Source organism: Lachnospiraceae bacterium KGMB03038 (genome assembly GCA_007361935.1).
Lineage (GTDB): Bacteria > Bacillota > Clostridia > Lachnospirales > Lachnospiraceae > Massilistercora.
Genome location: CP041667.1, coordinates 2,132,360 through 2,154,888, shown reverse-complemented (window position 1 = coordinate 2,154,888; position 22,529 = coordinate 2,132,360). Strand labels below are relative to the sequence as shown.

Sequence of the window (22,529 nt, the reverse complement as noted above, 5' to 3'; positions counted from 1 at the left end):
CCGCGCTTTTATCAGTGCGGCGGCAGTTCCTTATGTATAAAAAAGAGGCTGTCATTTTCCTTTCGCTGGTGTTATAATAAGCTGGATTATGAAAAAACAGGAGTCAGTCATGAATATTCGACAGATTACAGAAAATAAAAAGCAATACCTGGATCTTCTGCTGCTTGCCGATCCCCAGGAAGATATGATCGACCGCTATCTTGACGAGGGAGATATGTATATTCTTGAAGATCAGGGGAAGCTGTGCACCGTCTGTGTGGTCCAGCGGATGAAAAACCGTCAGTGCGAACTGAAGAATATTGCTACGGCGGAAGAAGTGCAGGGACACGGATATGGCAGGCAGATGGTCCGTTTTGTCTGCGAACATTATGGAGACAGCTGTGACACTATGTATGTGGGAACAGGAAACTGCAGGAAGACTATAGGGTTTTATGAAAAATGCGGCTTCGTCAACTCCCATATTGTGGCTGATTTTTTTGTAGACCATTACCAGGAACCGATCTATGAGGATGGAGTCCGTCTGGTAGATATGGTCTATTTAAAGAAGCGTCTGGATTCAGAGATCGATGTAAAAAAAGTGGTGGATCTAGCTTTGGAAGCAGGAAGGATCCTATTGAAAAATGGAGCGGAGATATTCCGTGTGGAAGAGACGATTACCCGTATCTGCCACAAATTCCATGTAGACCAGGTGGATATTTTTACCTTGAGCCATGCGATCTTTGTCAGTGCGGAAAATGGGATTGAGGAAGCCTACACGAAGGTGAAACACGTGCCGTTGTCCAGCGCTCACTTGGAGATCGTGGCGGAAGTCAACGACCTGTCCAGAGAGATCGCGGCGGGCCGGGTAACAATGGCAGAGGCGGCAGAGCGGTTAAAAGAGATCGACCAGATACCGCCAAAGAGGCCGTATTTCCAGATCCTGGCGGCGGGAGTAGGAAGCGCCTGCTTTGGCTTTCTGCTGGGCTCGACGATCAGAGAAAGCGCTATTGCCTTTCTGATCGGCTGTATCTTGTATGTGTGGGTATTGACGGCAAAAAGGCATCATATGTCCAAGATCATTGTTAATCTGGTAGGAGGTGTCGTGATCACCGCTCTGGCTCTTTTAGCCCAGCAAGTGCCGCTCTTTGGGCCGCTTCGCCTGGAAGGGATGATCAGTTGCGCGATTATGCCGTTGGTTCCGGGGATGGCTTTTGTCAACGCGATCAGGGACATTGCGGATAGTGATTTCCTCTCCGGGACAGTGCGGATGATCGATGCCCTTCTGGTATTTGTGTATATCGCGGTAGGAGTGGGAATTACCCTTAGTATCTACAGTAATATGGTTGGAGGAAGCGTTCTATGATCTTTCATATTTTAGTCAATATCCTGTGTTCTTTTGGGGGGACGATCGCCTTCGCTGTCTTATTCAATGTGCCCAGGCGCTTCTATTACTGCTGCGGGATGACGGGAGCGGCAGGATGGATGATCTATGTGCTGTGTACGGATGGATGGGGTTTTTCCGCGGCGATGGCTTCTTTCTTCGGTACGCTGGCGGTGGTGCTGATCTCCCGGATGCTGACGGTACGAATGAAATGTCCTATTACGATTTTTTTGATTTCCGGGATATTTCCCCTAGTCCCTGGGGCGGGTGTCTATTTCACGGCCTATTACCTGGTAACGGGACAGATGGCATTGGCTGGACAGAGAGGAATGGAAGCCTTGAAGATCGCTTTTGCGATCGTGTTTGGCATTGTACTGATCGTATCGATTCCCAGGGAGTTTTTCCAGATCCGCTACTGGAAAGAGAGAAAGATATTTAAGAAAAGGGGAAAGGCTTGAGGCGATAAATCAACTATGGTACAATATGGCTATCCTAAGATGGATTTTTAAACTAGTCAGTTTCAGTGGGGAGGGGTGCAAATGTTGGAGAAAAGACTTCTGCAGATGCTGCAGGAAAGCAAGTATACTACAGTCTTAAGCGGCTATGAAATGCTGTTGGAGAACGGCTATCCGCCGATCCGGGATGGAAAAGAGTCCTATGAGATCGAGGCAAAGTACGGATTTTCCCTGGAAGAAATGTTTTCGAGTTCCTTTTACTCCACACGGAAAGAGCAGTTTTTTGATTTTTACAGGAACGAGATCTTGACATCCCTGGATATCCCGCCGGGAAAGGGATTCCTTGAGATGGCCAAACTGGAGCAAAAAGGATTGATCCAGTCTGTCATTACCAGGAGGATCTATGGGCTTCCCCAGAGGGCGGGCTGCCGGAATGTGATCAATCTGCACGGAAGCGTTTATGAGAATCACTGTCCCCATTGCGGAAGGACCTATCCGGTGGAATATATCAAGGAGTCAAGGCGGGTGCCGCTGTGTGAGAACTGCAATACGCCCATCCGCCCAGATGTATGTTTCTTTGGGGAGATGGTAGACAACAGTGTGATCACCCGCGCGGCCCAGGAGGTACAGAAGGCAGATATGCTGCTGGCTCTTGGGACTAATCTGAATACCTATCTTTGTACCCAGTTAGTGAATTATTATGAAGGAGATAAATTGGTGGTGGTTCATTCCAACCCCCATTTTTCCGACCGGTCCGCGGATCTGGTGATCAACCAGAGAGTGGACGATACACTAGAGAATATCATGAGAGAGTTAGGAGAATAACCATGGAAAAAGTAAGAACAAGATTCGCTCCCAGTCCTACGGGGAGGATGCATGTGGGAAATTTGAGAACAGCGCTCTATGCTTATCTGATCGCGAAACACGCAGGCGGAGATTTTATCCTTCGGATCGAGGATACAGATCAGGAGCGGTTTGTAGAAGGGGCGCTGGAGATCATCTATCATACGCTGGAAGAAACAGGTCTGATCCACGATGAGGGACCGGATAAAGATGGAGGCGTAGGCCCCTATGTGCAGAGCGAACGCAATAAATCCGGGCTGTATCTGAAGTACGCGAAACAGCTGATCGACCAAGGGGACGCCTACTATTGTTTCTGTGACAAAGAGCGTCTGGATTCCCTGAAGTCAAGTGTTTCCGAGGAGGGGACTCAGATTGTCGTTTATGATAAGCACTGCCTTGGGCTTAGCAAAGAAGAAGTAGAGGCAAATCTGGCGGCCGGGAAGCCGTATGTGATCCGTTTTAACATGCCGACGGAGGGGACCACTACGTTTCACGATGATATATATGGAGAGATCACAGTGCCGAATGAAGAGCTGGAAGATCTGATCCTGATCAAATCCGATGGTTATCCTACCTACAATTTCGCCAACGTGATCGACGATCACCTGATGGGGATCACTCATGTGGTCCGGGGAAATGAATATCTTTCCTCGGCGCCCAAATACAATAAGATTTATGAGGCGTTTGGCTGGGAAGTGCCGACTTATGTGCACTGTCCGCTGATCACCGATGAAAATCACAAGAAGCTTTCCAAACGGTGCGGCCATTCTTCCTATGAAGACCTGATCGACCAGGGCTTTGTAACCGAGGCTGTTGTCAATTATGTGGCGCTTCTGGGATGGTGTCCTTCTGGAAATCAGGAGATCTTCTCCCTGGAAGAGTTGGTGAAAGAATTTGATTACCGGAATATGAGCAAATCCCCGGCAGTATTTGATATCGTCAAGCTGAAATGGATGAATGGAGAATATCTGAAGGCTATGGATTTTGACCGTTTCTATGAGATGGCGGAACCTTACATCAAAGAAGCTGTCGCAAGAGACTGCGACCTGAAGAAGATCGCGGCGCTGGTAAAGACCAGGATTGAAGTATTTCCAGACATCCGGGAGCAGATAGATTTCTTTGAGGAGCTTCCGGAATATGACACGTCTATGTACTGCCATAAGAAGATGAAGACCAACGAGGAGAATTCGCTGGAAGTGCTGCGGGACCTGCTCCCGATTCTGGAAGAGCAGGAGGATTTCAGCAACGATGCTTTATTTGAGACGCTGAAAAAATATGTGGATGAAAAAGGTGTGAAGACGGGATTCGTAATGTGGCCGGTGCGTACCGCCGTTTCTGGGAAGCAGACAACGCCGGGAGGAGCTACGGAGATCATGGAGATCTTAGGGAAAGAAGAGTCTTTGCGCCGGATCCGCAAGGGGATTGAATTATTAAGCAAGTAAGGGGTATCTATGGAGTTAAACCAAGCTCAGAAGCAGGCGGTCGCCTGCAAGGAAGGACCTTGCATGGTCCTTGCCGGTCCCGGTTCCGGGAAAACGCTTACCATTGCAAAACGAATTGAATATCTTATCACCAGGTATAGGGTAAGGCCAGAAGAGATTCTGGTCATTACCTTTACCCGGTATGCGGCGGAAGAGATGCGGCAGCGGTTTCATCAGGTCATGGGCGAGGGCCAATATCCTGTTACTTTTGGCACCTTCCACGGATTCTATTATGGGATCCTAAAGTGGGCTTATGGAGCTTCCAGGATCCGGCTTTTGACGGGGGAAGAGAAGAAAGGGCTTCTTTCGCAGATTTTGGCAGAGCTTTCTGTCTCTGAGGACCTGGATGGAGAAGAAGACATGATACGTGATCTGGCGGGAGAAATCGGCAGTTTTAAGAACCGTAAGCTAAAGCTGGAAGATTATGAGCCAAAGTGCTGTGGAAAAGACCGTTTCCAGGCAGTTTTCCAAAACTATGAGAAACGAAAAAAAGAGTTGGGGAAGATTGATTTTGAAGATATGCTGCTCTACTGTCTGCGGCTGTTCCAGAATCGGCCGGATATTCTGGCGAAATGGCAGTCCAGGTTCGCTTATATCCTGGTAGATGAGTTCCAGGACATCAACCAGGTTCAGTATGACGTGCTGCGCCTCTTGGCGGGGGAAAGCGGCAATCTGTTCGTAGTAGGAGACGACGATCAGTCGATCTATGGGTTCCGAGGAGCAAGACCGGGGATCATGCTGGAATTTGAGAAAGATTATCCCAAAGCAGAGAAAATTGTGCTGGGGACAAATTACCGGTCTGGCGGCTACATCGTAGACGGCGCCCTGCGGGTGATCCAACACAACAAGAAGCGGTGGCCCAAAAAGCTGGAAGCCAGGAACGGGAAAGGGGAAGCGGTCCATATACAGGAGGTCAAAGACCCTGTAGAAGAAAGTCAGTATGTACTCTCCCAGATAAAAAAGCTTTTCCAAGAAGGCGAGCCTTTTTCCCAGATGGCTGTGCTGTTCCGCACAGCGGCAGAGGGAAGAGCGCTGGCGGAAACGCTTGCCGCCCGTGGAATCCCATTCGTGATGAAGGAGAGGCCGGAGGATCTGTACGTCCATTTTGCGGTAAAGGATATCTGCAGCTATCTGGCGCTTTCTCAGGGAAAGCTGGAGAAAAAGCATTTTCTGCGGATCTCCAATCGTCCCAATCGATATATCGGACGGGACAGCCTGCGGGAAGAAAGGATCAGTTATGAAACACTGCGGAATTTTTACTGCGATAAGGTCTGGATGCAGGACCGGATCGATCAGTTGGAATGGGATATGAAAATGATCGAAAAGCAGACGCCCTATGCCGCGATCCAATATATCCGGAAGCATGTGGGATATGACGAATTTCTAAAAAGCCATGGAGAATACCGGCAGACAGATCCGGGGAAATGGCTGGAAGTGCTGGATGAAGTACAGGAACTTTCTAAATCCTGCCGCACGATCCCAGAGTGGCTGGATCATGTGGAAGATCAGGAAAAGATGAGAGAAAAAACCGGGCAGACGCCGGGGGAAGGAGTTTCCCTTCTTACTATGCACGGGGCGAAGGGGCTGGAGTTTGATACGGTGTTTATCATCCGGGGAAATGAAGGGGTGATTCCCTATAAGAAAGCAAAGATGGAAGAGGAGATCGAGGAAGAGCGCAGACTGTTCTATGTTGCTATGACACGGGCGAGGGAAAGGCTTTTTGTCAGTTATGTACGGGAAAAAAACGGGAAGGACGCAAGTCCCTCCCGTTTCGTGGGTGAATTATTCCATGTCCGGTAGCTCTTCAAATTCCTGTTCATCCATCCATTCATCAAAGGCATCGGCGGCGGCCTCGTATTCGTCATCATCGTCGATGTTCTCTAACGTTGGCTCGCCGTCTACTTCCCGGTAACGGTAGAGGTAGACATCACCGGTCATATCATCGCCGGACTCGTCCATCGGAAGCAGAGCAATGTACTCATTTCCGCCAGCCTGATATGTGGTAAGGACGGCGCACTCTACAACCTCATCGTTATCCAGTGTGAGCGTGACTGTGATCATATCTTCCTCATAATTTGTGTTTTTGGCACCCATATTTTTGTTCTCCTTTTGACTAAGATACTCTAACTGTACCAGAGGTGTATGTAAAAAGCAAGCAAAGCAGTAGCCAAAAGAATAAAAATGTTGTAAAATATAGCTGTATGTGCACAGATGTACATAAGGAGGATGTTTGTATGATGAAAAAAAGAGGAATACAGATATTGATGATGTTGGTTTTGATCTGTACCTTGGGAATATCAGCCTGTAAAAAGAACGTAGGCACACCGGAGGACAATGCTGTGACAGAGGACCCGGAAGAAGATGAGACAGAAGGGGAAGAGGGAGAGGAAGAATCTTACGTGATCGGATTCAGTCCTATTGATATGGAAAACCCTTATTTTATTACGCTGGAGAGCGCGGTACGGGAAGCTTTGGAAGCGGAAGGATGCCAGGTAATCACTAAAGATCCCGGTACAGATGCGGCGCTCCAGGAGACTCAGATCCAAGAGATGATCGATGAGGGGATTGACGCGATCCTGCTGACACCTGTTGATTGGGAGGAGATCACTCCCTCTTTAGAGGCGTTAAGAGAGGCAGATGTCAAAATCTTGAATGTAGATACACAGGTCAAGGAGATGGACTATGTGGATGCGTATATCGGATCCGATAATTATACCGCCGGTCAGCTGTGCGGAGAAGATTTGATCGAAAAACGGCCGGAAGGCGGGAAGATCGCGATTTTAGAATGTCCGACCCAGAATTCGATCAATGAACGCATCACCGGTTTTGAAGAAGCGATTTCAGAAGCGGAAAAAGGCTTTGAAGTTGTGGCAAGAGAGGATACGGGAGGCCAGTTTGAGAAAGCGTTGGAGGCGGCAGAGCAGATCCTGGCAGAACATCCGGATCTGACAGCCATTATGTGCGGAAATGACCAGATCGCGGTAGGAGCAAAGACGGCTGTTAATCTGGCAGAATTAGATGATGTGATCATTTATGGCGTGGATGGTTCCCCAGATATCAAGAAAGAATTAAAGAAGCCAGGGAATCAGATCGCGGGGACTGCGGCCCAGTCGCCTATCAACATGGGAAAATCGGCGGCAGAACTGGTGCTGAAGATGTTGAAAGGCGAAGCCTATGAAAGAGAGACCTATGAAGATGTCTTTATGATCAATGAGGAAAACGTGGATATGTACGGGACAGACGGATGGCAGTAGGCACAGGAAAGGGGAAGCGCATGAAAGAAAGGTTGGGGAAACCTCTGCCGCTTGGCGTTGCGGCGGAAAATGGAAAGATGAATTTCTCAGTAGCTGTTCCAGAGGGAAAGGACTGCAGTCTGCTGCTGTACCGGGCAGGAGATCGGGAGCCGTATCAGGAATACCCTATGGAGGCGGCCCTTGGAGAAGTACGTTGTCTTGGGTTGGAGGATATAGAAGACTGCATGGAGTATAATTACCGGATAGGGGATGAAATCGTGGTGGATCCGCGGGCGAAATCCCTTTCGGGAAGAGAAATATGGGGAGAGGAGCGGGATATTCAGAAGCATCAGGTAAGAGGCGTTCTAAGAGAAGACCCATTTGACTGGGAAGGTGATGTACCGCTGGATCTTCCCCTCCATCAGGTGATCGCGTATAGTCTTCATGTGCGTGGATTTACGAAGGATGCTTTTTCAAAGGTAAAAGATAAGGGAACCTTTGAAGGAGTGATCGAAAAGCTGCCTTATCTGAAGGAACTTGGAATCAATCAGATCCAGTGTATGCCGGTCTATGAGTTCCAGGAATGCGGCCGGTACCGGAATTATTGGGGATATGGGCCGGCTTGGTATTTTGCTCCCAAAAGCGCCTATTCCGCCTGCGGCAACGGTCCTCTTTCTTTAAAACAAATGGTGAAAGCATGCCATCAGGAAGGAATTGAAGTGGCGCTGGAAATGCCTTTTGCAGAGGGAACGCCGGGATTTGTGGCAGAGGATTGTCTTCGTTATTATCGAATGGAATATCATATTGACGGATTTATCCTGAATCCATTGAACGCACCCATGGAGAGTGTCTGTCAGGATCCGATTCTGAAGAAGACCAAAATCCTCCGGCACGATCTGGAGTTTATGAACACAATGCGCCGATTCCTAAAAGGGGATGAGGGCATGGTGGACAGTGTGATCTATTGGCTGCGTCATGTCACGGGAAGAGAAGGGGCCTTTAACAGCATTACAGGGCATACAGGATTTACCCTGAACGATCTGGTTTCTTATGACGGAAAACATAATGAGGCAAATGGAGAGAATAATGAAGATGGACCGGATTATAACTATAGCTGGAACTGCGGGGCGGAAGGACCAACCCGGAAAAAGGCCGTCCAGGAACTGAGAGAGCGCCAGAGGCGGAATGGAATGTTCCTTCTGCTGACTGCTCAAGGGACGCCCTGTCTGCTGGCAGGGGATGAATTCGGCAACTCTCAGAAAGGCAATAATAATGTCTACTGTCAGGACAATCCCACAGGGTGGCTGAATTGGCGCAAGTTAGAAAAGGAAAAGGAATTCTTCCGGTTTGTGAAAGAGCTGATCTATTTGCGGAAAAGCTATCCGGTACTATGTCCGGCCGAAGAGATGCGGGGAATGGATCAGACCAGATGCGGAGTGCCAGACGTATCTTATCATGGAGAAAACGCGTGGCAGGTGTCTTCTGAGGTGTCCAGCAGACAACTGGGCGTCTATTACAGCGGCGCGGTGACTGGAGGGGAAGATTGCTTTGTGGCTTATAATATGCACTGGCTGGAGCATCGATTCGCGATTCCGGCTCTTCCCAAGGGAAAAGAGTGGTATGTGGCCGCAACTACAGATGAAGGAATTCTGGAGCAGCCCAGACGGTTAAAAAAGCAAAGACAGATAGAACTAAAGGCCCGGACGATCATGATCCTGGCGGGGAGGCAGAAGGCGGATGAGCCTTGATTCGTTCCAGCTTAAGTGTATTGCGATCTTGTCCATGGCGATCGATCATATAGGCGCCGTTTTTTTTCCGGATGTAATCCTTTTGAGAGGGATTGGAAGACTGGCGTTTCCTATCTTTTCTTTTTTGCTGGCGGAAGGATTCTTCCATACCGGGGATCTGCGGCGGTACCTTCTGAGATTGGGAGTATTTGCCCTGCTTTCAGAAATCCCTTATGATCTGGCCTTTCATGGAACGGTTTTGGAGTTTGGTCACCAGAATGTATTTTTTACACTTGCGGCCAGTCTTTTTGTGCTCTATGGCATGAAAAAGGTACAGGAAGAAAGTCTGAAGGTACTAATTCTGCTGGGAGGAATGGGGATTTGTGAATGGTTTGGTACAGACTATGGATTTCTAGGAGTGCTTCTTCCTGTTATTTATGCTCAGTTTCGGGATCGTTTTCGGCTGAAGCTGATCTTGGGAGCATTCTGGAATTTTTTGTGGCAGCCGGGTATCCAGTATCTTGGAGCGCTGGCTGCGCTGCCGATTGCCTTATATAATGGGGGGCGGGGAAGAAAGATGAAGTATTTGTTTTATCTGTTTTATCCGGTCCATCTGCTGGTTTTGTATGGAATCCGGAGTTATTTTAACGTATGACGGAATGAGGAAAAAAGGATGAAAGCATTACAGCATTTACATACCATTAATCACCATAAGTGGCTGGTCATGAAGCATTGTTTCAAAGTGGGATTATATAAGCAGGGTCTGCTCCATGATCTTTCTAAATATACACCCACAGAATTTCTGGTAGGGTGCCGTTATTATCAGGGGACACGAAGTCCGAATAACGCTGAGAGAGAGGCTACGGGCTACTCTACAGCCTGGCTCCATCACAAGGGGAGAAATAAGCATCACTATGAATACTGGCTGGATTACAGCGTGGATCCCGACGAAGGGATCGTGGGACAGAAGATGCCGGTGAAATATGTGATTGAGATGTTTATGGACCGGATCGCGGCCTCCAAAACCTATCTTGGAGATCGGTATACTCAGCGGCATCCATTGCAGTATTACGAACAAGGGGCCGGAAAGCTTGGAAAGATGATTCATCCGGAGACGGCGGCTTTGCTGCATAAGCTGCTGAAGATGCTGGCAGAAGAAGGAGAGGAAAATACATTCCGTTATATCAGAAAAAAGATTTTGAAGAATCAAAAAGGATAATTATATTGGCAGAGTTAAATCCGCCGGGGTATGAAAAGATGCCCCGGCGGATTTTTGTGTAAAAGTATGCTAAAAACATGTAAAGAAAAAGAGTTTTGACAGAAAAATCAGAAAACATGAACTTTTTAAATTGACTTTCCAGAAAAAACGGTATACAATATTATTATCATACAAAACGGAAGCATACAAAATGAGTGTGTACAAAGAAATAGAAAATAAGGATGGTGCGGGGAATGGATGATGGCAGAAGAGCAGGACGGGGAGTGAAAGTAGCAGCGATTCAAATGGATTGTATCTTGGGAGATCGGGAAGCAAATCTCTCGAAGGCAGAGGGGCTGATCCGACAGGCGGCGGGCCAGGGAGCAGATCTTGCGGTTTTGCCAGAATTATTCCATACAGGGTATAGTATGGCGGAGAAAGACTATGAGTTTTCAGAGTTGGTTCCAGATGGAAAGACCGTCAAATGGATGGAACGGCTTTCCAGCCAATATCATATGTATCTGGTGGGCGCTTTGATCGAACGAAGTGATTGTGACGGTGTGATGTACGACACTAGTGTGCTGACAGGGCCGGAAGGCTATATCGGGAAATACCGCAAGGTATGCCTGTGGGGTGATGAAACCCTCCGTTTTCGGAGCGGAGAAGATTATCCCGTGTTTGACTTAGGGTTTGCAAGGCTTGGAATGCAGATCTGTTATGAAGTGGGATTCCCAGAAGGGGCCAGGATACTGACTCTAAAAGGAGCAAATCTGATTACTTATTCAGCGGCTTTCGGGCTTGCGAGATCATACGCTTGGGAACTGGCCTCCAGAGCCCGGGCTTTGGAAAACGGATTATACGTAGTGGCGGCCAATCGCTGCGGAGAAGAGAAAGGCGGACCAGTGTTCGCGGGGAAAAGCAGGATTGTGGATCCAAGAGGAGAGATTCTTGTGGAGCAGGAGACAAAGGATCAGGTATTGGTCCAGGAGATCTGGATGGAGGAAGTAGAAAAACAAAGAAGGACCATTCCGTATCTGAAAGATTATAAACGGAAGCTGTTTTCTTCTCAATTATTGGGAGAGTAAGTGATTTGATAATTAGGCATTTATGCATAATTATAATTTGCCAAAGGTTGTATTCGGCGATGAGCCGTAGAAAGGAGGTTGCAAAATGGCAAAGAAGGAAATTTTTGTGGCATGGGGTGTTCATGTTGACGCTGTAGCGGGATGGCTTGGCTCTTATGGAGGCGAGGACTCACCTACCGATATTTCCAGAGGTATTTTCTCTGGCGAGGTAGGTTCTCCCCGTATCTTGAAGATGCTGAAGAAATACAATCTGCCGAGTACCTGGTTTATTCCAGGACATTCCATCGAGAGTTTCCCGGAACAGATGCAGGCGGTAGCAGATGCTGGATGCGAGATCGCGCTCCATGGATATTCTCATGAAGATCCGATGACCATGACGGCGGCCCAGGAGACAGCGGTGCTGGAGAAGTGTATCGATCTGATCGAAAAGCTGTGCGGAAAGAAGCCGGTAGGATACGATGCGCCTTGGTGGCAGTTCTCTGATATCACAGACAAACTGCTGATCGAGCATGGAATTATCTATGACAACAGCTTGATGCACAATGACTTCCATCCCTACTACCTGCGGATTGGTGACAGCTGGACTAAGATTGATTACTCCAAGAACGCGGAAGACTGGATGAAGCCGTTGGTACGCGGACGGGTAACGGATCTGGTAGAGATACCGGCCAGCTGGTATTTGGATGACCTGCCGCCAATGATGTTCCAGAAGGCAAGCCCAAACAGCTATGGATTTGAAAGCCCCCGCAATATTGGGCAGATGTGGATCGATCAGTTCGATTATGTATATAGGGAGTACGATTATGCGGTAGTGCCTATGTGTATCCATCCTGACGTAAGCGGACATCCACAGAATATCTTGATGAACGAGCGGGTGATCGAGCATATGATGGAGCACGAAGGCGTGAAGTTTGTGACTTATAAAGAAGTCGCGGAAGATTTTATGCGCAGGTTCCCAAGAGAAAAAGATTAATTTCAGAAAGAAGGGAAAAGACCAATGTGCATGGCATGCGGACAGATGTTTTCCAGCATACACTGGAGCGATACCCTGCAAACGGACGAGCGGGGATTTGTGGACCAGCGGGTGCTTCGTAAGACCAGGTGGGATAAGGTGCGGATGACGAATGAGATCATGAATTTCTACGGCCTTTCTGTCAGTGAACGGCCTGGAGGATATATGATCTCTAACCGGAAGGGACGCAGTGTACTGTGTAAGGATTTTGGAGAAATCTGGAGCAATGTAGAGAAACTCCAGGGAAAAAAGGTGGATCCGCTAGACCCAGCATTGATTGATTATCTGAATACGCGGGCTAGTTAGGAAGGAGCGTGTGTAAAATGGCGGAAGGGAAACTGCCCGTCACTATTGTGACCGGATTCCTGGGCAGCGGGAAGACGACCGTGCTGAGTCATTGGCTGGAGCATCCTATGTTTCAGCGAGTGTCGGTAATCGTGAATGAGTTTGGACAGGCTGGCTTGGATCAGCGGGTACTGCGTCAGATCGAGGAAAAGACTCTGCTTCTGTCCGGCGGCTGTGCCTGCTGCAATATCCGGGATGATCTGGTGAGGGAGTTATCGGCCATGATCGACAGCAGAGACCGCGGGGAACTGGATGTGGATCGGGTGGTAATTGAGACCACCGGTCTTGCCGACCCGGCGCCGATTCTGTTCTCTATCATGACGGATTCCGTGCTCCGCCATCACTACCAGGTGGACTGTGTGGTGACTTGCCTGGATGCGGTAAATGGCAGTTTTCAGCTGGATCATACAAAAGAGTCGGTAAAGCAGATTGCCACAGCGGACAAAATCCTCCTGACTAAGACCGATTTGGCGGAGGTTTCCGAGATTCCGGCGTTGACGGAACGAGTTCTGGAGATTAATCCATCGGCCTCAATCTTGCGGACAGATATGGGGCGAATCGATCCGGAATTGGTATTCTCAGAGGGTGTAGGGAGAACAGACCGTCCTGAAGTGCTGCAGGCGATGAATACGCGGCCAACGATTGTTTTAAAGCGTCGGCATGAAAGTCTGGTGCGTTCCATTTCTATCGGATTTTCCAATACGATCAGCTGGGCTGCGTTTGGTCTTTGGCTTTCCGCGCTTCTATATGCTCACGGAGAGAAGATTTACCGTGTGAAAGGCCTTTTGGACACGGGGGAGGGCGGCCCCGTTCTGATCAACGGGGTGCAGCATATCATCCACCCGCCCCGTCATCTGGAGGACTGGGGAGGCGAGGAAAGACGATCGGAACTGGTGTTTATCATGAAGGATATTGAGCCGGGAATTATCCTGGATTCTTTGCGGGCTTTTCAGAGGATTCTTGGGGCGCAGGCTCATATCCGCGAATTAAATGAGGATCTTTCCTCCATTTCCTCGGCGGGAGGAAGGGCATAAGGAACATAATCAATAAAGGAAGAGAGGTGTTTATGTGAGTACAGAAGAAAAAACAAAAGTTGTAAATGAGGCTGAGATTGAAGAAATCGAAAAGATGGAAGAATCTGCATCTCATTCTGGTGATGATTTTCAGTACGAGCCAGTTCCTAAAGAAAAGCGGCAGAACTGGTATGACCTGGTCTTCGTATGGTTTGGAGCGGCTATGGTGGCTCAGCTCTATCAGGCAGGTGTTACGGTTACGATTGGAACGGGCGGCCTTTCAAACGGACTCAAAGCAATTTTTGGGGGGGCATTATTCCTTGCTCTCTTTACAGCTCTGAGCGGCTATGTGGGATATAAGACCCACTGCAACGCCGCATTGTCCTCCCGTTTTGCCTACGGAAGCGTAGGAGTGGCTATTCCGGGATTCCATATCGCGGATATTGGCTGGTATGTAGTGAATGCGGCGATGTTTTGCTCGATTCTGGTGGCTCTGTTTCCAGCCATCGATATCAAAGTCTGGGCAATTCTTATCTCTGTTCTTTTTATCACGAATAACTATGTGGGATTTTCAAAAATGGTCATCTTGAACCGGTTTGCTTTCCCAGTGCTGCTTTTTACCGGACTTTTCGGAATCTGGAAATGTTCTCAGCTTCCAGGCGGCCTGGCAGGTGTTTGGGATAATGTTTTCCCGCAGACTATGACGATCAGCGCTGGTGTGACGACCGTTGTAGGTACTTGGGCGGCAGGGTGTTCCAGAGCGGCAGATTATATGCGGTTTGCCAAGGATGCGAAAAGTTCCTTCCTGGCCTCTTTCCTGGGATTCTTCTTTGGATTCTGTCTGTGTATTGTGTGCGGCGCGGTATGGGGCGCGGCTACAGGGACCTCTGTTATCGCGGATACTCTGTCTATGCTGGGTATGGTAGGCCTTGGGTGTCTGATGTTCTTCCTGCAGAACTGGGCGACGTGTGAGCATAGTTCATATATCACGTCTACGTCGCTGCCGATTACCATAGAAGTAGTGACAAAGAAGAGGATCCCGCGCCGTTTTATCGTTCTGGGTGTTGGCCTTATCGCGGTATGTATCGCAGGTTTGGATATCCAGGATTACTATGTTCCGTTCTGCAGTTTCCTTGGTTATCTGATTCCGCCGATCGCGGCAGTTTCAATCGCGGATTACTTTATTATGTCGAAGACCAAGTACCATTGGACTGGACATAAGAACTACTATGATATGAATGTCAATTCGGAAGATGTCGTACACCATAAATTTAATTGGGCCACTATACCAGCCCTGATCGCTGGACTGCTAATGGGCTGGAAGATGACATGGGGGATTGCTTCGATCAACGCTTTTGTTGGAACGATCGTTGTATACTGCGTCTTCTGTATGATCTTCTATTTCCTTGGCTTCCAGAAGAAAGAAATCGCGCTCAACGAAGCGCTGGCCGGCAGAAAGTAAGGAGGGAGCGCTATGTTAAATTGGATTGTATTGATTGTAGGACTGATTCTGCTGGCAATATTCTGGCATGTGATCTCCAGTGAAGAAAGACGCAGAGAGACACATATTGTATCCTGTGTATTCCTTGTGCTGGGTATTGTGGTATATTTCCTGCAGACAACATTGATCTGAGACGGGTAAAAAAGAAGGGATGCGGCGGATACATTGAGAAAAAGTATCCTGCCGCTCCCTTTTTTGAAATTTCATCAGAAAATTCGTGGTATTTCCTTTTCGAGACAGGTATAAACCCGCTCCAAGTGACTTTGCATCGCCTTCTGGGCCTGAGAAGGATCATGCTCCTTTAGTGCTTTTAAGATCAGCCGGTGCTCCTGACATACTTGGGAAGCCTGGTTGTTAAGATGGCTGAAGGATTCAAACATATCATTGATAGCCAGTGCTGACAGCTGATAGATGGAACGGATGGCTTCGTTATGGCAGGAGGTAATCAGTTGGTTATGAAACTGAGAATCCAACTGAGCATAGTTGCGATCCTGCCGAACCCATTCTTCCATAGTATCCATTGTTTCAGACAGGGCCTGGATTTCCGCCGGGTCGACGCGAAGAGCGGCAAGAGCGGCGGCCATAGGCTCTAAGAGAAGACGGAGTTCCAGAAGATCGTCAACCGCCCGCTCATCTTTGATCAGACGGGTCATCACAGGAGCGACGCCCTTGTCAAAGGTGGCATCGCAAATATAAGTTCCAGTATTTCTAACCTCCAGATAGCCGGAACTTTCCAAAGAGCGCAACGCTTCTCTGACAGCGGTACGGCTGACTTGAAAACTGTCGGCCAGTTTCTGTTCAGAGGGAAGCCGGGTTCCTGGCGGGAGTTCACCGGAAGCGATAGAAGAGATGATCTGGTCACAGACTTCTTCATAGAGTTTTTTTCGTTTTACTTCTGAAAACAAAGGAAATACCTCCAAATCTATCCGCCTAAGACGGATTAGCTGTATTAATTATATAACAGTTTCAAGGACATGTCCAGCAAAGGACAGAAAAAGGAGGCTTCTAAAAGGATGGAAAATCAACGAAAATTTCCGGTATTTGAGTTATGGGGGAGCGCTTATGAGATTGGTCTTGCTCATGGACGTCTGGCCAGAAAACAGATTGAGGCCAGTATCTGCTGTTACCAGGAAATGTTCCAGACTTTTTCTGGAATTTCCTGGGAGGAGGCTAAGAAATATGCTTGTGGGATGGCCAAAAACATCGAAGAGTATGATCCGGAGATCATGGAAGAGATTCGGGGCATTGCGGAAGGGGCCGAGAAAGAACTGGGGGATATTTTGGCGTTAAATACCAGAAGCGAGATCGTGCTGCAGGGAGGTCAGGTAGGAGACGGCTGTACATCTGTGGCGTTTACGGAAGACGTGACCGGAGATGGGGCGGACTGGCTTGGTCAGAATTGGGATTGGAAATTGGAGCAAAGGGACGCGTTGGTGGTACTGAAGATTCACCAGAAAGACAAGCCGGATCTTCTGCTTTTTACAGAAGCGGGAATTGTTGGAAAATTTGGTCTGAACGAAGCGGGAATTGGAGTCTGTCTGAATGCCCTTGCTTCAGATCAGAAGGTAGAAGGCCCTACTGTGCCGCTCCATGTAGTATTGAGAGGAATTTTAAACAGCAGTACATTGTCGGACGCGATCCAGAATGTGGGCAGGATGAACCTGGCCTGCTGCGCCAATTTCCACACTGCGTCGGCGGAAGGACAAGCTGTCGCTATTGAAGCGGGGCCGGGAGATTTTGATGTGCTCTATGGGGAAGAAGGATTCCTGGTACATACAAATCATTTCTTGAGTTCCCGTTTTTATCAGGTACACGATACGGGGAAAATGGCCTTCCCAGATACCTTCCTTCGTTATGGGCGGATGAGACAGATGATCCGCGCGGCGTTGGAAGGAGAGGGGCGGATCCGTATTGAGACGATACAAAGCTTTTTAAGAGATCACAAAGGATTCCCGGATTCTATCTGCCGGCATGAAGATAAGAATGATCCAGAAGGAAAACGGATGGGAACAGTATTCTCAATCTTGATGAATCTTTCCAAAAGGGAAATGTATCTGACGGGAGGAAATCCCTGCGAGACTTCCTATGAATTGTATAACTTATAAGGATAGCTGGTAAGGAAGGAGCGGGGAAAATGAAAATTGAACTGGGAATTGGCGACGGAACGCAGCAGGTAGAGATTCCAGAAAAGAATCTTCAGGAAATCTTGTATCAGAATGAATTGGATCCGCATAATCTTCTGCCGGAAGAGGAAGAAATACGGCGGGCGCTGGCGGAACCTATTGGAACTTTGCGGTTGAGAGAAATTGTAAAGCCGGGGGAGAAAATAGCGGTAGTGACCAGCGATATCACCAGACCTATGCCGACTTGGAAAGTGATGCCGCTGCTCTTGGAAGAATTGGAGCAAGGAGGGATCCGACCGGACGATGTGACGCTTGTCTTTGCTCTTGGAAGCCACAGACGCCAAACGGAGGAAGAAAAAGAGAAACTTGCCGGGGCAGAAATCTTCCGGAAGATCAGGTGTATTGATGGAGATCCGTCAGATTGTGTCCATCTTGGGATGACCAGTCGGGGAACGCCGGTGGATATTGTAAAAGAAGTTGCTCTGGCAGACCGGCGTATCTGCCTGGGAAATATTGAATATCACTATTTTGCCGGCTATTCCGGCGGGGCGAAAGCTATTATGCCGGGAGTATCCACGCGGGAAGCAATCCAAAATAATCATAGTATGATGGTGGATGCAAGATCCTGCGCCGGCAACCTGGACGACAATCCTCTGAGACAGGATTTGGAAGAAGCAACGGCGGTATGCGGAGTGGATTTTATATTGAACGTGGTTCTGGATGAACACAAACGGATCGTGAAAGCGGTGGCGGGAGATGTGGTAAAGGCTCACCGGACCGGGTGCGGCTTCCTGGACACGCTCTATCGGAAAAAGATTGAAAGAAAGGCGGACATTGTCCTGGTATCCCAAGGAGGAGCGCCCAAAGATCTGAATCTCTACCAGACCCAAAAGGCTCTGGATAACGCCAAACATGCGGTTAAAGACGGAGGAATCATTATTCTTATCGGGTCTTGCAAGGAAGGGCTTGGAGAGGCAACCTTTGAACAGTGGCTTCTGGAAGCAAAGAAGCCGGGGGACTTGATCCGGAGGGTCAAAGAAGACTTCCGGCTGGGCGGCCATAAAGCCGCGGCCATTGCTATGGTGCTGGAGAAGGCGCAGATTTATCTTGTGTCTCAGCTTCCTCCAGAATTGGTCCGCCAGATTTTCCTGAAGCCTTACGAAACAGCCCAGCAGGCATTGGACGCCGCAATGTCAGAAAAAGGGGAGGACGCCACTGTACTTGTAATGCCCTTTGGCGGTTCCACCCTGCCGGTGGCAGCAGGTAAAGATGGCGCGAAAAATGAATAAAAAAATTGAAATATGAATAAAAATGCAATACAATAAGAAATAGAATGAAAAAAGAAGGAGGATCAACATGGATTACGCAAAAGAGTCCCTCCGCTTACATGAAGAGTGGAAGGGGAAAATTGAAGTAAAGGCAACAGTACCAGTAAAGACAAAGGAAGATCTCTCTCTGGCATATACACCTGGAGTTGCCCAGCCTTGTCTGGAAATCCAGAAAGATGTTTCAAAAAGCTATGATCTGACCAGGAGGCATAACCTGTGTCTGGTGGTAACAGACGGTTCTGCTGTCCTTGGTCTTGGAAATATTGGAGCGGAAGCCGGAATGCCGGTTATGGAAGGGAAATGTGTGCTCTTTAAAGAATTTGGCGATGTGGATGCGTTCCCAATGTGTATCAAGAGTCAGGATGTGGATACCATTGTAGAAACGATCTACCAGATATCCGGCAGTTTTGGCGGGGTAAATCTTGAAGACATTGCGGCTCCCCGCTGTTTTGAGATTGAGAAGAAGCTGAAAGAGCGCTGCGATATCCCTATTTTTCATGATGACCAGCACGGGACAGCGGTAGTGACGCTGGCAGGGCTTAAGAACGCTCTGAAACTGATCGGCAAGAAGATGGAAGATATTGAGATCGCGGTGAATGGAGCAGGGGCTGCGGCAATCGCTATTTCCAAGCTGCTTCTTTCGGCCGGAGTGAAAGAAATCCGCCTGTGCGACCGTACAGGGATCATCTACGAGGGAAGAGAGAAAGGAATGAACCCGATCAAGGAAGAGATGGCCAAGATCACCAATAGGGACAAGCGTTCCGGCGGCCTGGCAGAAGCGGTAAAGGGCGCGGATGTGTTTATCGGCGTAAGCGCTCCCGGAGCGCTTACCGTAGATATGGTAAAGACTATGAACAAGGATGCGGTCATTTTCGCATGTGCTAATCCTACGCCTGAGATCTTCCCGGATGAGGCGAAGAAGGCTGGAAATGTGGCTGTAATCGCTACTGGAAGAAGTGATTTCCCGAATCAGGTCAATAATGTGTTGGCTTTCCCAGGGATCTTCCGGGGAGCCTTTGACGTGCGTGCCAGCGATATCAATGACGCGATGAAGATCGCGGCGGCGGAAGCCCTGGCTGATATGATTCCGGAGGATAAGCTGAGCGCAGATCATATCATTCCGGCGGCATTTGAGCCTGGCGTTGGAGAAGCCGTTGCCAAGGCGGTGGCCCAGGCGGCAAGAGACAGCGGTGTAGCGCGTCTGTAGAGTTATACACGGGTAAAGCGGAATATAGTGCGGCTATCTGGCTTTCTAATTAAGAACGGATGGCCGCCTTTATTTTTTTACATTTTTTTGTTGACATTTCTTTTGGGTTATAGTATTATCTTTTTTGGACGATTTAATCGCCATGCGGAAGTGTCGGAACTGGCAGACGAGCAAGACTAAGGATCTTGTAGCTTTCGGGCTGTGTGGGTTCAAGTCCCATCTTCCGCATTGGAGAAATCCCTTGAATGTGCTGGAAATCCAGTATTTTCAAGGGATTTTTGTATGTCAAAATATAAAAAGGGGCAGAAAAGGGGCAAACTGATTAAATCAATTTAATCTCGCGAATAGATTCGTTGGCCCGCGCCTGCGCACGCTTGGTAACATGGTAGTAGATATCCCTGGTCACCTTGCTGGAATTATGACCCAGCCGGCGGGAAATAATCTCCAGATCCACACGCGCCTCCGCCATCAGGGCGACGTGAGTATGCCGCAGGGTGTGGGGAGTGATCCGGCGGCTCAGGATACGCAGCGCATTTTCCTTAAGATACTTGTTATAGGCGGTATATACTATATGCTCTCCGTTGGGATCGCAGAAAAGCAAATCGCTCTTGCACCCGTTACGCAAATTTTCTGAGAGCGTAAAGGTCTTGATCTTCCGGCAGAGATCCAAAAGCTCATCCTGCATATAGACATCACGGGCGGAAGAAAGCGTCTTGGCGGTCGTGGTAAGCTCATTGTTAGTATCCCAGGTTTTGGAGATGTGGATCATGCGGTTATGGGTATCCACGTCGTTAAGAGTAAGAGCGATCGCCTCGCCCACACGCAGGCCGGAGAGGGCCAGGAAAGCGGTCAGAAGCCGCCACTGCGGAATGGACATGCCAGACAGCAATCTTTTAAGCTCTTCGCTTTCCAAAAACTTCTCCTGGAGCCGTTCCTTTTTCTCCGGGTCCGGGGATTTATCCAACTTATCCAGCCAGCGGATATCATCAATATAGTCATTCTTATAGCCCCACCGGATTAGTGCCTTCAGGCGCGCCAGGCGCTCATTTAAGGTACCGTTTTCGTCCCCGGTAGAATTAAACTGCTTACGGACGTATCCGGCGTTTAAACGGGACACAAGCGTGTCTGCGCCTAAAATATCAATCAAGCGTTTGCAGGCAAAATAATTCCGGGAGTAGGTGGATGGCTTTACGTTCTGTTTCTGGTCCTCGCGGTACAGGTCTACCAGGCCGGAAAGGGTGAGAGAGTGATCGGCGGAAGGGGCAGCAGTCAGACGCTTCTGGATCTCCGCATCTAAGATCTGCGCGGCGGCCTTCCGGGTAGTGCGGGTATCCTTGTCCATGGTACAGGACACCTTACGGCTTTTCCCGGTCATAGGGTCCTCGTAACGTTCTACGAATTTAATTTTTCCGGCGGGTGTTTTCTCAGCCCACATAATATCCCTCCTTAAAAATGGGTATAAAAATAACAGCCAGAGAGTGTTTCTCTTGCGTGGCTGACCAGGAGATGATACAATGTAAGAGTACGAAATATGTATGTATCATCTCTGGTACATGGCCGCTCTGGTGCTGGTAACACCGGGGCGGTTTTTATATAACGTAAAAGACCTCGTATTACTACGAGGTCTTCACATAATAAACATATATCTTTTTTGATGCCCCTAGGGCGATATTAGAAAAGATTTCTCTTTTCTGTTAGTTTATTATAGTTCATATTATGCTCGTAGTCAATGAAAATATTCCAGATTTCCGTAATATTTTTCTTAAAAAACGTACAAATCCTTTATCTTCTGATTGATTTTTTCCATATTTTCCTCAGATAAAGAAACACCCGCCAAAACACCCTTAAGGCTTCTTGGATCAAATATACGTATTTTGCTAATGGTGGTAATTTGGTTTACAAGAGCAACGCTTCCTGCTTTCATGTTAGAAATTTCATTTCCAATCTTATCGAGATATTCTTGTTGTTCCGTATTATGCTTTTCTTTTTCCTTCCACGCCTTTTCTAACTTGTATGAAGCGTCTAAATATTTTTGAGCGTCATCTAACTTCTTTTTAAAATTATCAGTACCTGTTTCGCAGGTTTTAAGTTCATCTATCGTGTCGTTTGTAAGATGGACTAGGGTTTTAAAAAGAACAAGTTCTTGTTTGATTTCTTCTTGCTCCTCCTTAAGTGATTTTGAAATAGTATCATACTTTAATTTTAACAATCGGTATAATTCGTTTCCGAGTTCAACATTATTATCGTGGATTTTCTTTGTACTTTTTATGGAAGTTAGCGGGATGACTGTTACAACGGGAGAGCTATGGGCGTTTTTATTATCTAATACAACCCCATAATGAAGTCCGCCATACTCAGCACCTATATTAAATCCGAAATCGATTTTTACGATGTTTCCTCGCTTATATGCTATATTACGAGAAGGATCAAATTTTTCCTCAAAATCAATCATTCGCACATAGTCTTTTATCCAGTACGATAACAAATTGGCTTTTTTTAAATGGTTCCCTGCCGGGTCATTAATATAACTTTCCAATAGTTTGTTTAAAGATTTAATAGCCTCTTTTTTATTTTGTATAACATCATCTTTTGTAAATTCTTTTGACAAATCATTTCAC

21 protein-coding genes and 1 tRNA gene are annotated in these 22,529 nt (G+C 47.9%); 18 read left to right on the top strand and 4 right to left on the bottom strand.

Features of this window, described 5'->3' with window-relative positions; genetic code table 11:
* Positions 1-109 precede the first annotated feature (109 nt).
* From FND36_10480 to FND36_10460, 5 genes are all read left to right on the top strand, one after another.
* Positions 110-1,342, top strand: coding sequence for a GNAT family N-acetyltransferase (locus FND36_10480; protein QDW74422.1), 1,233 nt, complete (start codon positions 110-112; stop codon positions 1,340-1,342).
* The gene (locus FND36_10475; GenBank protein ID QDW74421.1) at positions 1,339-1,818 is read left to right on the top strand and encodes a threonine/serine exporter; all 480 of its coding nucleotides are present in this window, start codon (positions 1,339-1,341) and stop codon (positions 1,816-1,818) included. The genes FND36_10480 and FND36_10475 overlap by 4 nt, the downstream gene beginning before the upstream one ends.
* An 81-nt stretch (positions 1,819-1,899) precedes the next feature.
* Positions 1,900-2,640, top strand: a complete 741-nt coding sequence (locus tag FND36_10470; protein QDW74420.1) for an NAD-dependent deacetylase — start codon at positions 1,900-1,902, stop codon at positions 2,638-2,640.
* A gap of 2 nt (positions 2,641-2,642) precedes the next feature.
* Positions 2,643-4,100, top strand: coding sequence for a glutamate--tRNA ligase (locus FND36_10465; protein QDW74419.1), 1,458 nt, complete (start codon positions 2,643-2,645; stop codon positions 4,098-4,100).
* Between the two features lie 9 nt (positions 4,101-4,109).
* Entirely contained in the window at positions 4,110-5,939 is a 1,830-nt protein-coding gene (locus FND36_10460; GenBank protein ID QDW74418.1) for an ATP-dependent helicase, read from the top strand.
* Here the strand turns inward: FND36_10460 and FND36_10455 are convergent.
* Positions 5,922-6,233: a DUF1292 domain-containing protein gene (locus tag FND36_10455; protein ID QDW74417.1), complete on the bottom strand. Its 312-nt coding sequence runs from the start codon at positions 6,231-6,233 to the stop codon at positions 5,922-5,924. The genes FND36_10460 and FND36_10455 overlap by 18 nt on opposite strands.
* Before the next feature lie 140 nt (positions 6,234-6,373).
* Between FND36_10455 and FND36_10450 the strand changes: the two genes are divergently transcribed.
* From FND36_10450 to FND36_10410, 9 genes are all read left to right on the top strand, one after another.
* Positions 6,374-7,393 (top strand): sugar ABC transporter substrate-binding protein, encoded by a 1,020-nt coding sequence (locus tag FND36_10450; GenBank protein ID QDW74416.1) that lies wholly within the window; start codon positions 6,374-6,376, stop codon positions 7,391-7,393.
* 20 nt (positions 7,394-7,413) lie between these two features.
* Positions 7,414-9,120, top strand: a complete 1,707-nt coding sequence (locus FND36_10445) for a glycogen debranching protein (protein QDW74415.1) — start codon at positions 7,414-7,416, stop codon at positions 9,118-9,120.
* Complete coding sequence (locus FND36_10440) at positions 9,110-9,754, top strand: hypothetical protein (protein QDW74414.1); 645 nt, start codon at positions 9,110-9,112, stop codon at positions 9,752-9,754. The genes FND36_10445 and FND36_10440 overlap by 11 nt, the downstream gene beginning before the upstream one ends.
* An 18-nt stretch (positions 9,755-9,772) precedes the next feature.
* On the top strand, positions 9,773-10,318 hold the full coding sequence (locus FND36_10435) for a catalase (protein ID QDW74413.1): 546 nt from the start codon (positions 9,773-9,775) through the stop codon (positions 10,316-10,318).
* Between the two features lie 233 nt (positions 10,319-10,551).
* Complete coding sequence (locus FND36_10430) at positions 10,552-11,382, top strand: carbon-nitrogen hydrolase family protein (GenBank protein QDW74412.1); 831 nt, start codon at positions 10,552-10,554, stop codon at positions 11,380-11,382.
* 85 nt (positions 11,383-11,467) lie between these two features.
* Positions 11,468-12,355, top strand: a complete 888-nt coding sequence (locus FND36_10425; protein QDW74411.1) for a polysaccharide deacetylase — start codon at positions 11,468-11,470, stop codon at positions 12,353-12,355.
* Between the two features lie 30 nt (positions 12,356-12,385).
* Positions 12,386-12,700 (top strand): hypothetical protein, encoded by a 315-nt coding sequence (locus FND36_10420; protein QDW74410.1) that lies wholly within the window; start codon positions 12,386-12,388, stop codon positions 12,698-12,700.
* Between the two features lie 8 nt (positions 12,701-12,708).
* Complete coding sequence (locus FND36_10415; GenBank protein ID QDW74409.1) at positions 12,709-13,773, top strand: GTP-binding protein; 1,065 nt, start codon at positions 12,709-12,711, stop codon at positions 13,771-13,773.
* A gap of 34 nt (positions 13,774-13,807) precedes the next feature.
* Entirely contained in the window at positions 13,808-15,214 is a 1,407-nt protein-coding gene (locus tag FND36_10410; GenBank protein QDW74408.1) for a hypothetical protein, read from the top strand.
* Positions 15,215-15,459: 245 nt separating this feature from the next.
* Here FND36_10410 and FND36_10405 read toward each other — a convergent pair whose 3' ends face one another.
* Entirely contained in the window at positions 15,460-16,158 is a 699-nt protein-coding gene (locus FND36_10405; GenBank protein QDW74407.1) for a FadR family transcriptional regulator, read from the bottom strand.
* 108 nt (positions 16,159-16,266) lie between these two features.
* Between FND36_10405 and FND36_10400 the strand changes: the two genes are divergently transcribed.
* From FND36_10400 to FND36_10385, 4 genes are all read left to right on the top strand, one after another.
* A complete protein-coding gene (locus tag FND36_10400) occupies positions 16,267-17,358 on the top strand; it encodes a hypothetical protein (protein ID QDW74406.1) in 1,092 nt (363 codons plus the stop codon).
* 29 nt (positions 17,359-17,387) lie between these two features.
* On the top strand, positions 17,388-18,665 hold the full coding sequence (gene larA, locus FND36_10395) for a nickel-dependent lactate racemase (protein QDW74405.1): 1,278 nt from the start codon (positions 17,388-17,390) through the stop codon (positions 18,663-18,665).
* A 67-nt stretch (positions 18,666-18,732) separates the two neighbouring features.
* Positions 18,733-19,911: an NAD-dependent malic enzyme gene (locus tag FND36_10390; protein ID QDW74404.1), complete on the top strand. Its 1,179-nt coding sequence runs from the start codon at positions 18,733-18,735 to the stop codon at positions 19,909-19,911.
* Positions 19,912-20,055: 144 nt separating this feature from the next.
* A tRNA-Leu gene (locus tag FND36_10385) sits at positions 20,056-20,139 on the top strand.
* A gap of 94 nt (positions 20,140-20,233) precedes the next feature.
* Here FND36_10385 and FND36_10380 read toward each other — a convergent pair.
* Entirely contained in the window at positions 20,234-21,346 is a 1,113-nt protein-coding gene (locus tag FND36_10380) for a site-specific integrase (protein ID QDW74403.1), read from the bottom strand.
* 327 nt (positions 21,347-21,673) lie between these two features.
* Complete coding sequence (locus FND36_10375) at positions 21,674-22,519, bottom strand: type II toxin-antitoxin system PemK/MazF family toxin (GenBank protein QDW74402.1); 846 nt, start codon at positions 22,517-22,519, stop codon at positions 21,674-21,676.
* Between the last annotated feature and the right edge of the window lie 10 nt (positions 22,520-22,529).

Coding starts and splice junctions, on each gene's coding strand:
- FND36_10465 (QDW74419.1), top strand. CDS start 2,643: ATGGAAAAAGTAAGAACAAGATTCGCTCCCAGTCCTACGGGGAGGATG.
- FND36_10450 (QDW74416.1), top strand. CDS start 6,374: ATGATGAAAAAAAGAGGAATACAGATATTGATGATGTTGGTTTTGATC.
- FND36_10400 (QDW74406.1), top strand. CDS start 16,267: ATGGAAAATCAACGAAAATTTCCGGTATTTGAGTTATGGGGGAGCGCT.
- FND36_10455 (QDW74417.1), bottom strand. CDS start 6,233: ATGGGTGCCAAAAACACAAATTATGAGGAAGATATGATCACAGTCACG.
- FND36_10390 (QDW74404.1), top strand. CDS start 18,733: ATGGATTACGCAAAAGAGTCCCTCCGCTTACATGAAGAGTGGAAGGGG.
- FND36_10460 (QDW74418.1), top strand. CDS start 4,110: ATGGAGTTAAACCAAGCTCAGAAGCAGGCGGTCGCCTGCAAGGAAGGA.
- FND36_10445 (QDW74415.1), top strand. CDS start 7,414: ATGAAAGAAAGGTTGGGGAAACCTCTGCCGCTTGGCGTTGCGGCGGAA.
- FND36_10425 (QDW74411.1), top strand. CDS start 11,468: ATGGCAAAGAAGGAAATTTTTGTGGCATGGGGTGTTCATGTTGACGCT.
- FND36_10470 (QDW74420.1), top strand. CDS start 1,900: ATGTTGGAGAAAAGACTTCTGCAGATGCTGCAGGAAAGCAAGTATACT.
- FND36_10430 (QDW74412.1), top strand. CDS start 10,552: ATGGATGATGGCAGAAGAGCAGGACGGGGAGTGAAAGTAGCAGCGATT.
- FND36_10475 (QDW74421.1), top strand. CDS start 1,339: ATGATCTTTCATATTTTAGTCAATATCCTGTGTTCTTTTGGGGGGACG.
- FND36_10480 (QDW74422.1), top strand. CDS start 110: ATGAATATTCGACAGATTACAGAAAATAAAAAGCAATACCTGGATCTT.
- FND36_10440 (QDW74414.1), top strand. CDS start 9,110: ATGAGCCTTGATTCGTTCCAGCTTAAGTGTATTGCGATCTTGTCCATG.
- FND36_10435 (QDW74413.1), top strand. CDS start 9,773: ATGAAAGCATTACAGCATTTACATACCATTAATCACCATAAGTGGCTG.
- FND36_10380 (QDW74403.1), bottom strand. CDS start 21,346: ATGTGGGCTGAGAAAACACCCGCCGGAAAAATTAAATTCGTAGAACGT.
- FND36_10420 (QDW74410.1), top strand. CDS start 12,386: ATGGCATGCGGACAGATGTTTTCCAGCATACACTGGAGCGATACCCTG.
- larA (QDW74405.1), top strand. CDS start 17,388: ATGAAAATTGAACTGGGAATTGGCGACGGAACGCAGCAGGTAGAGATT.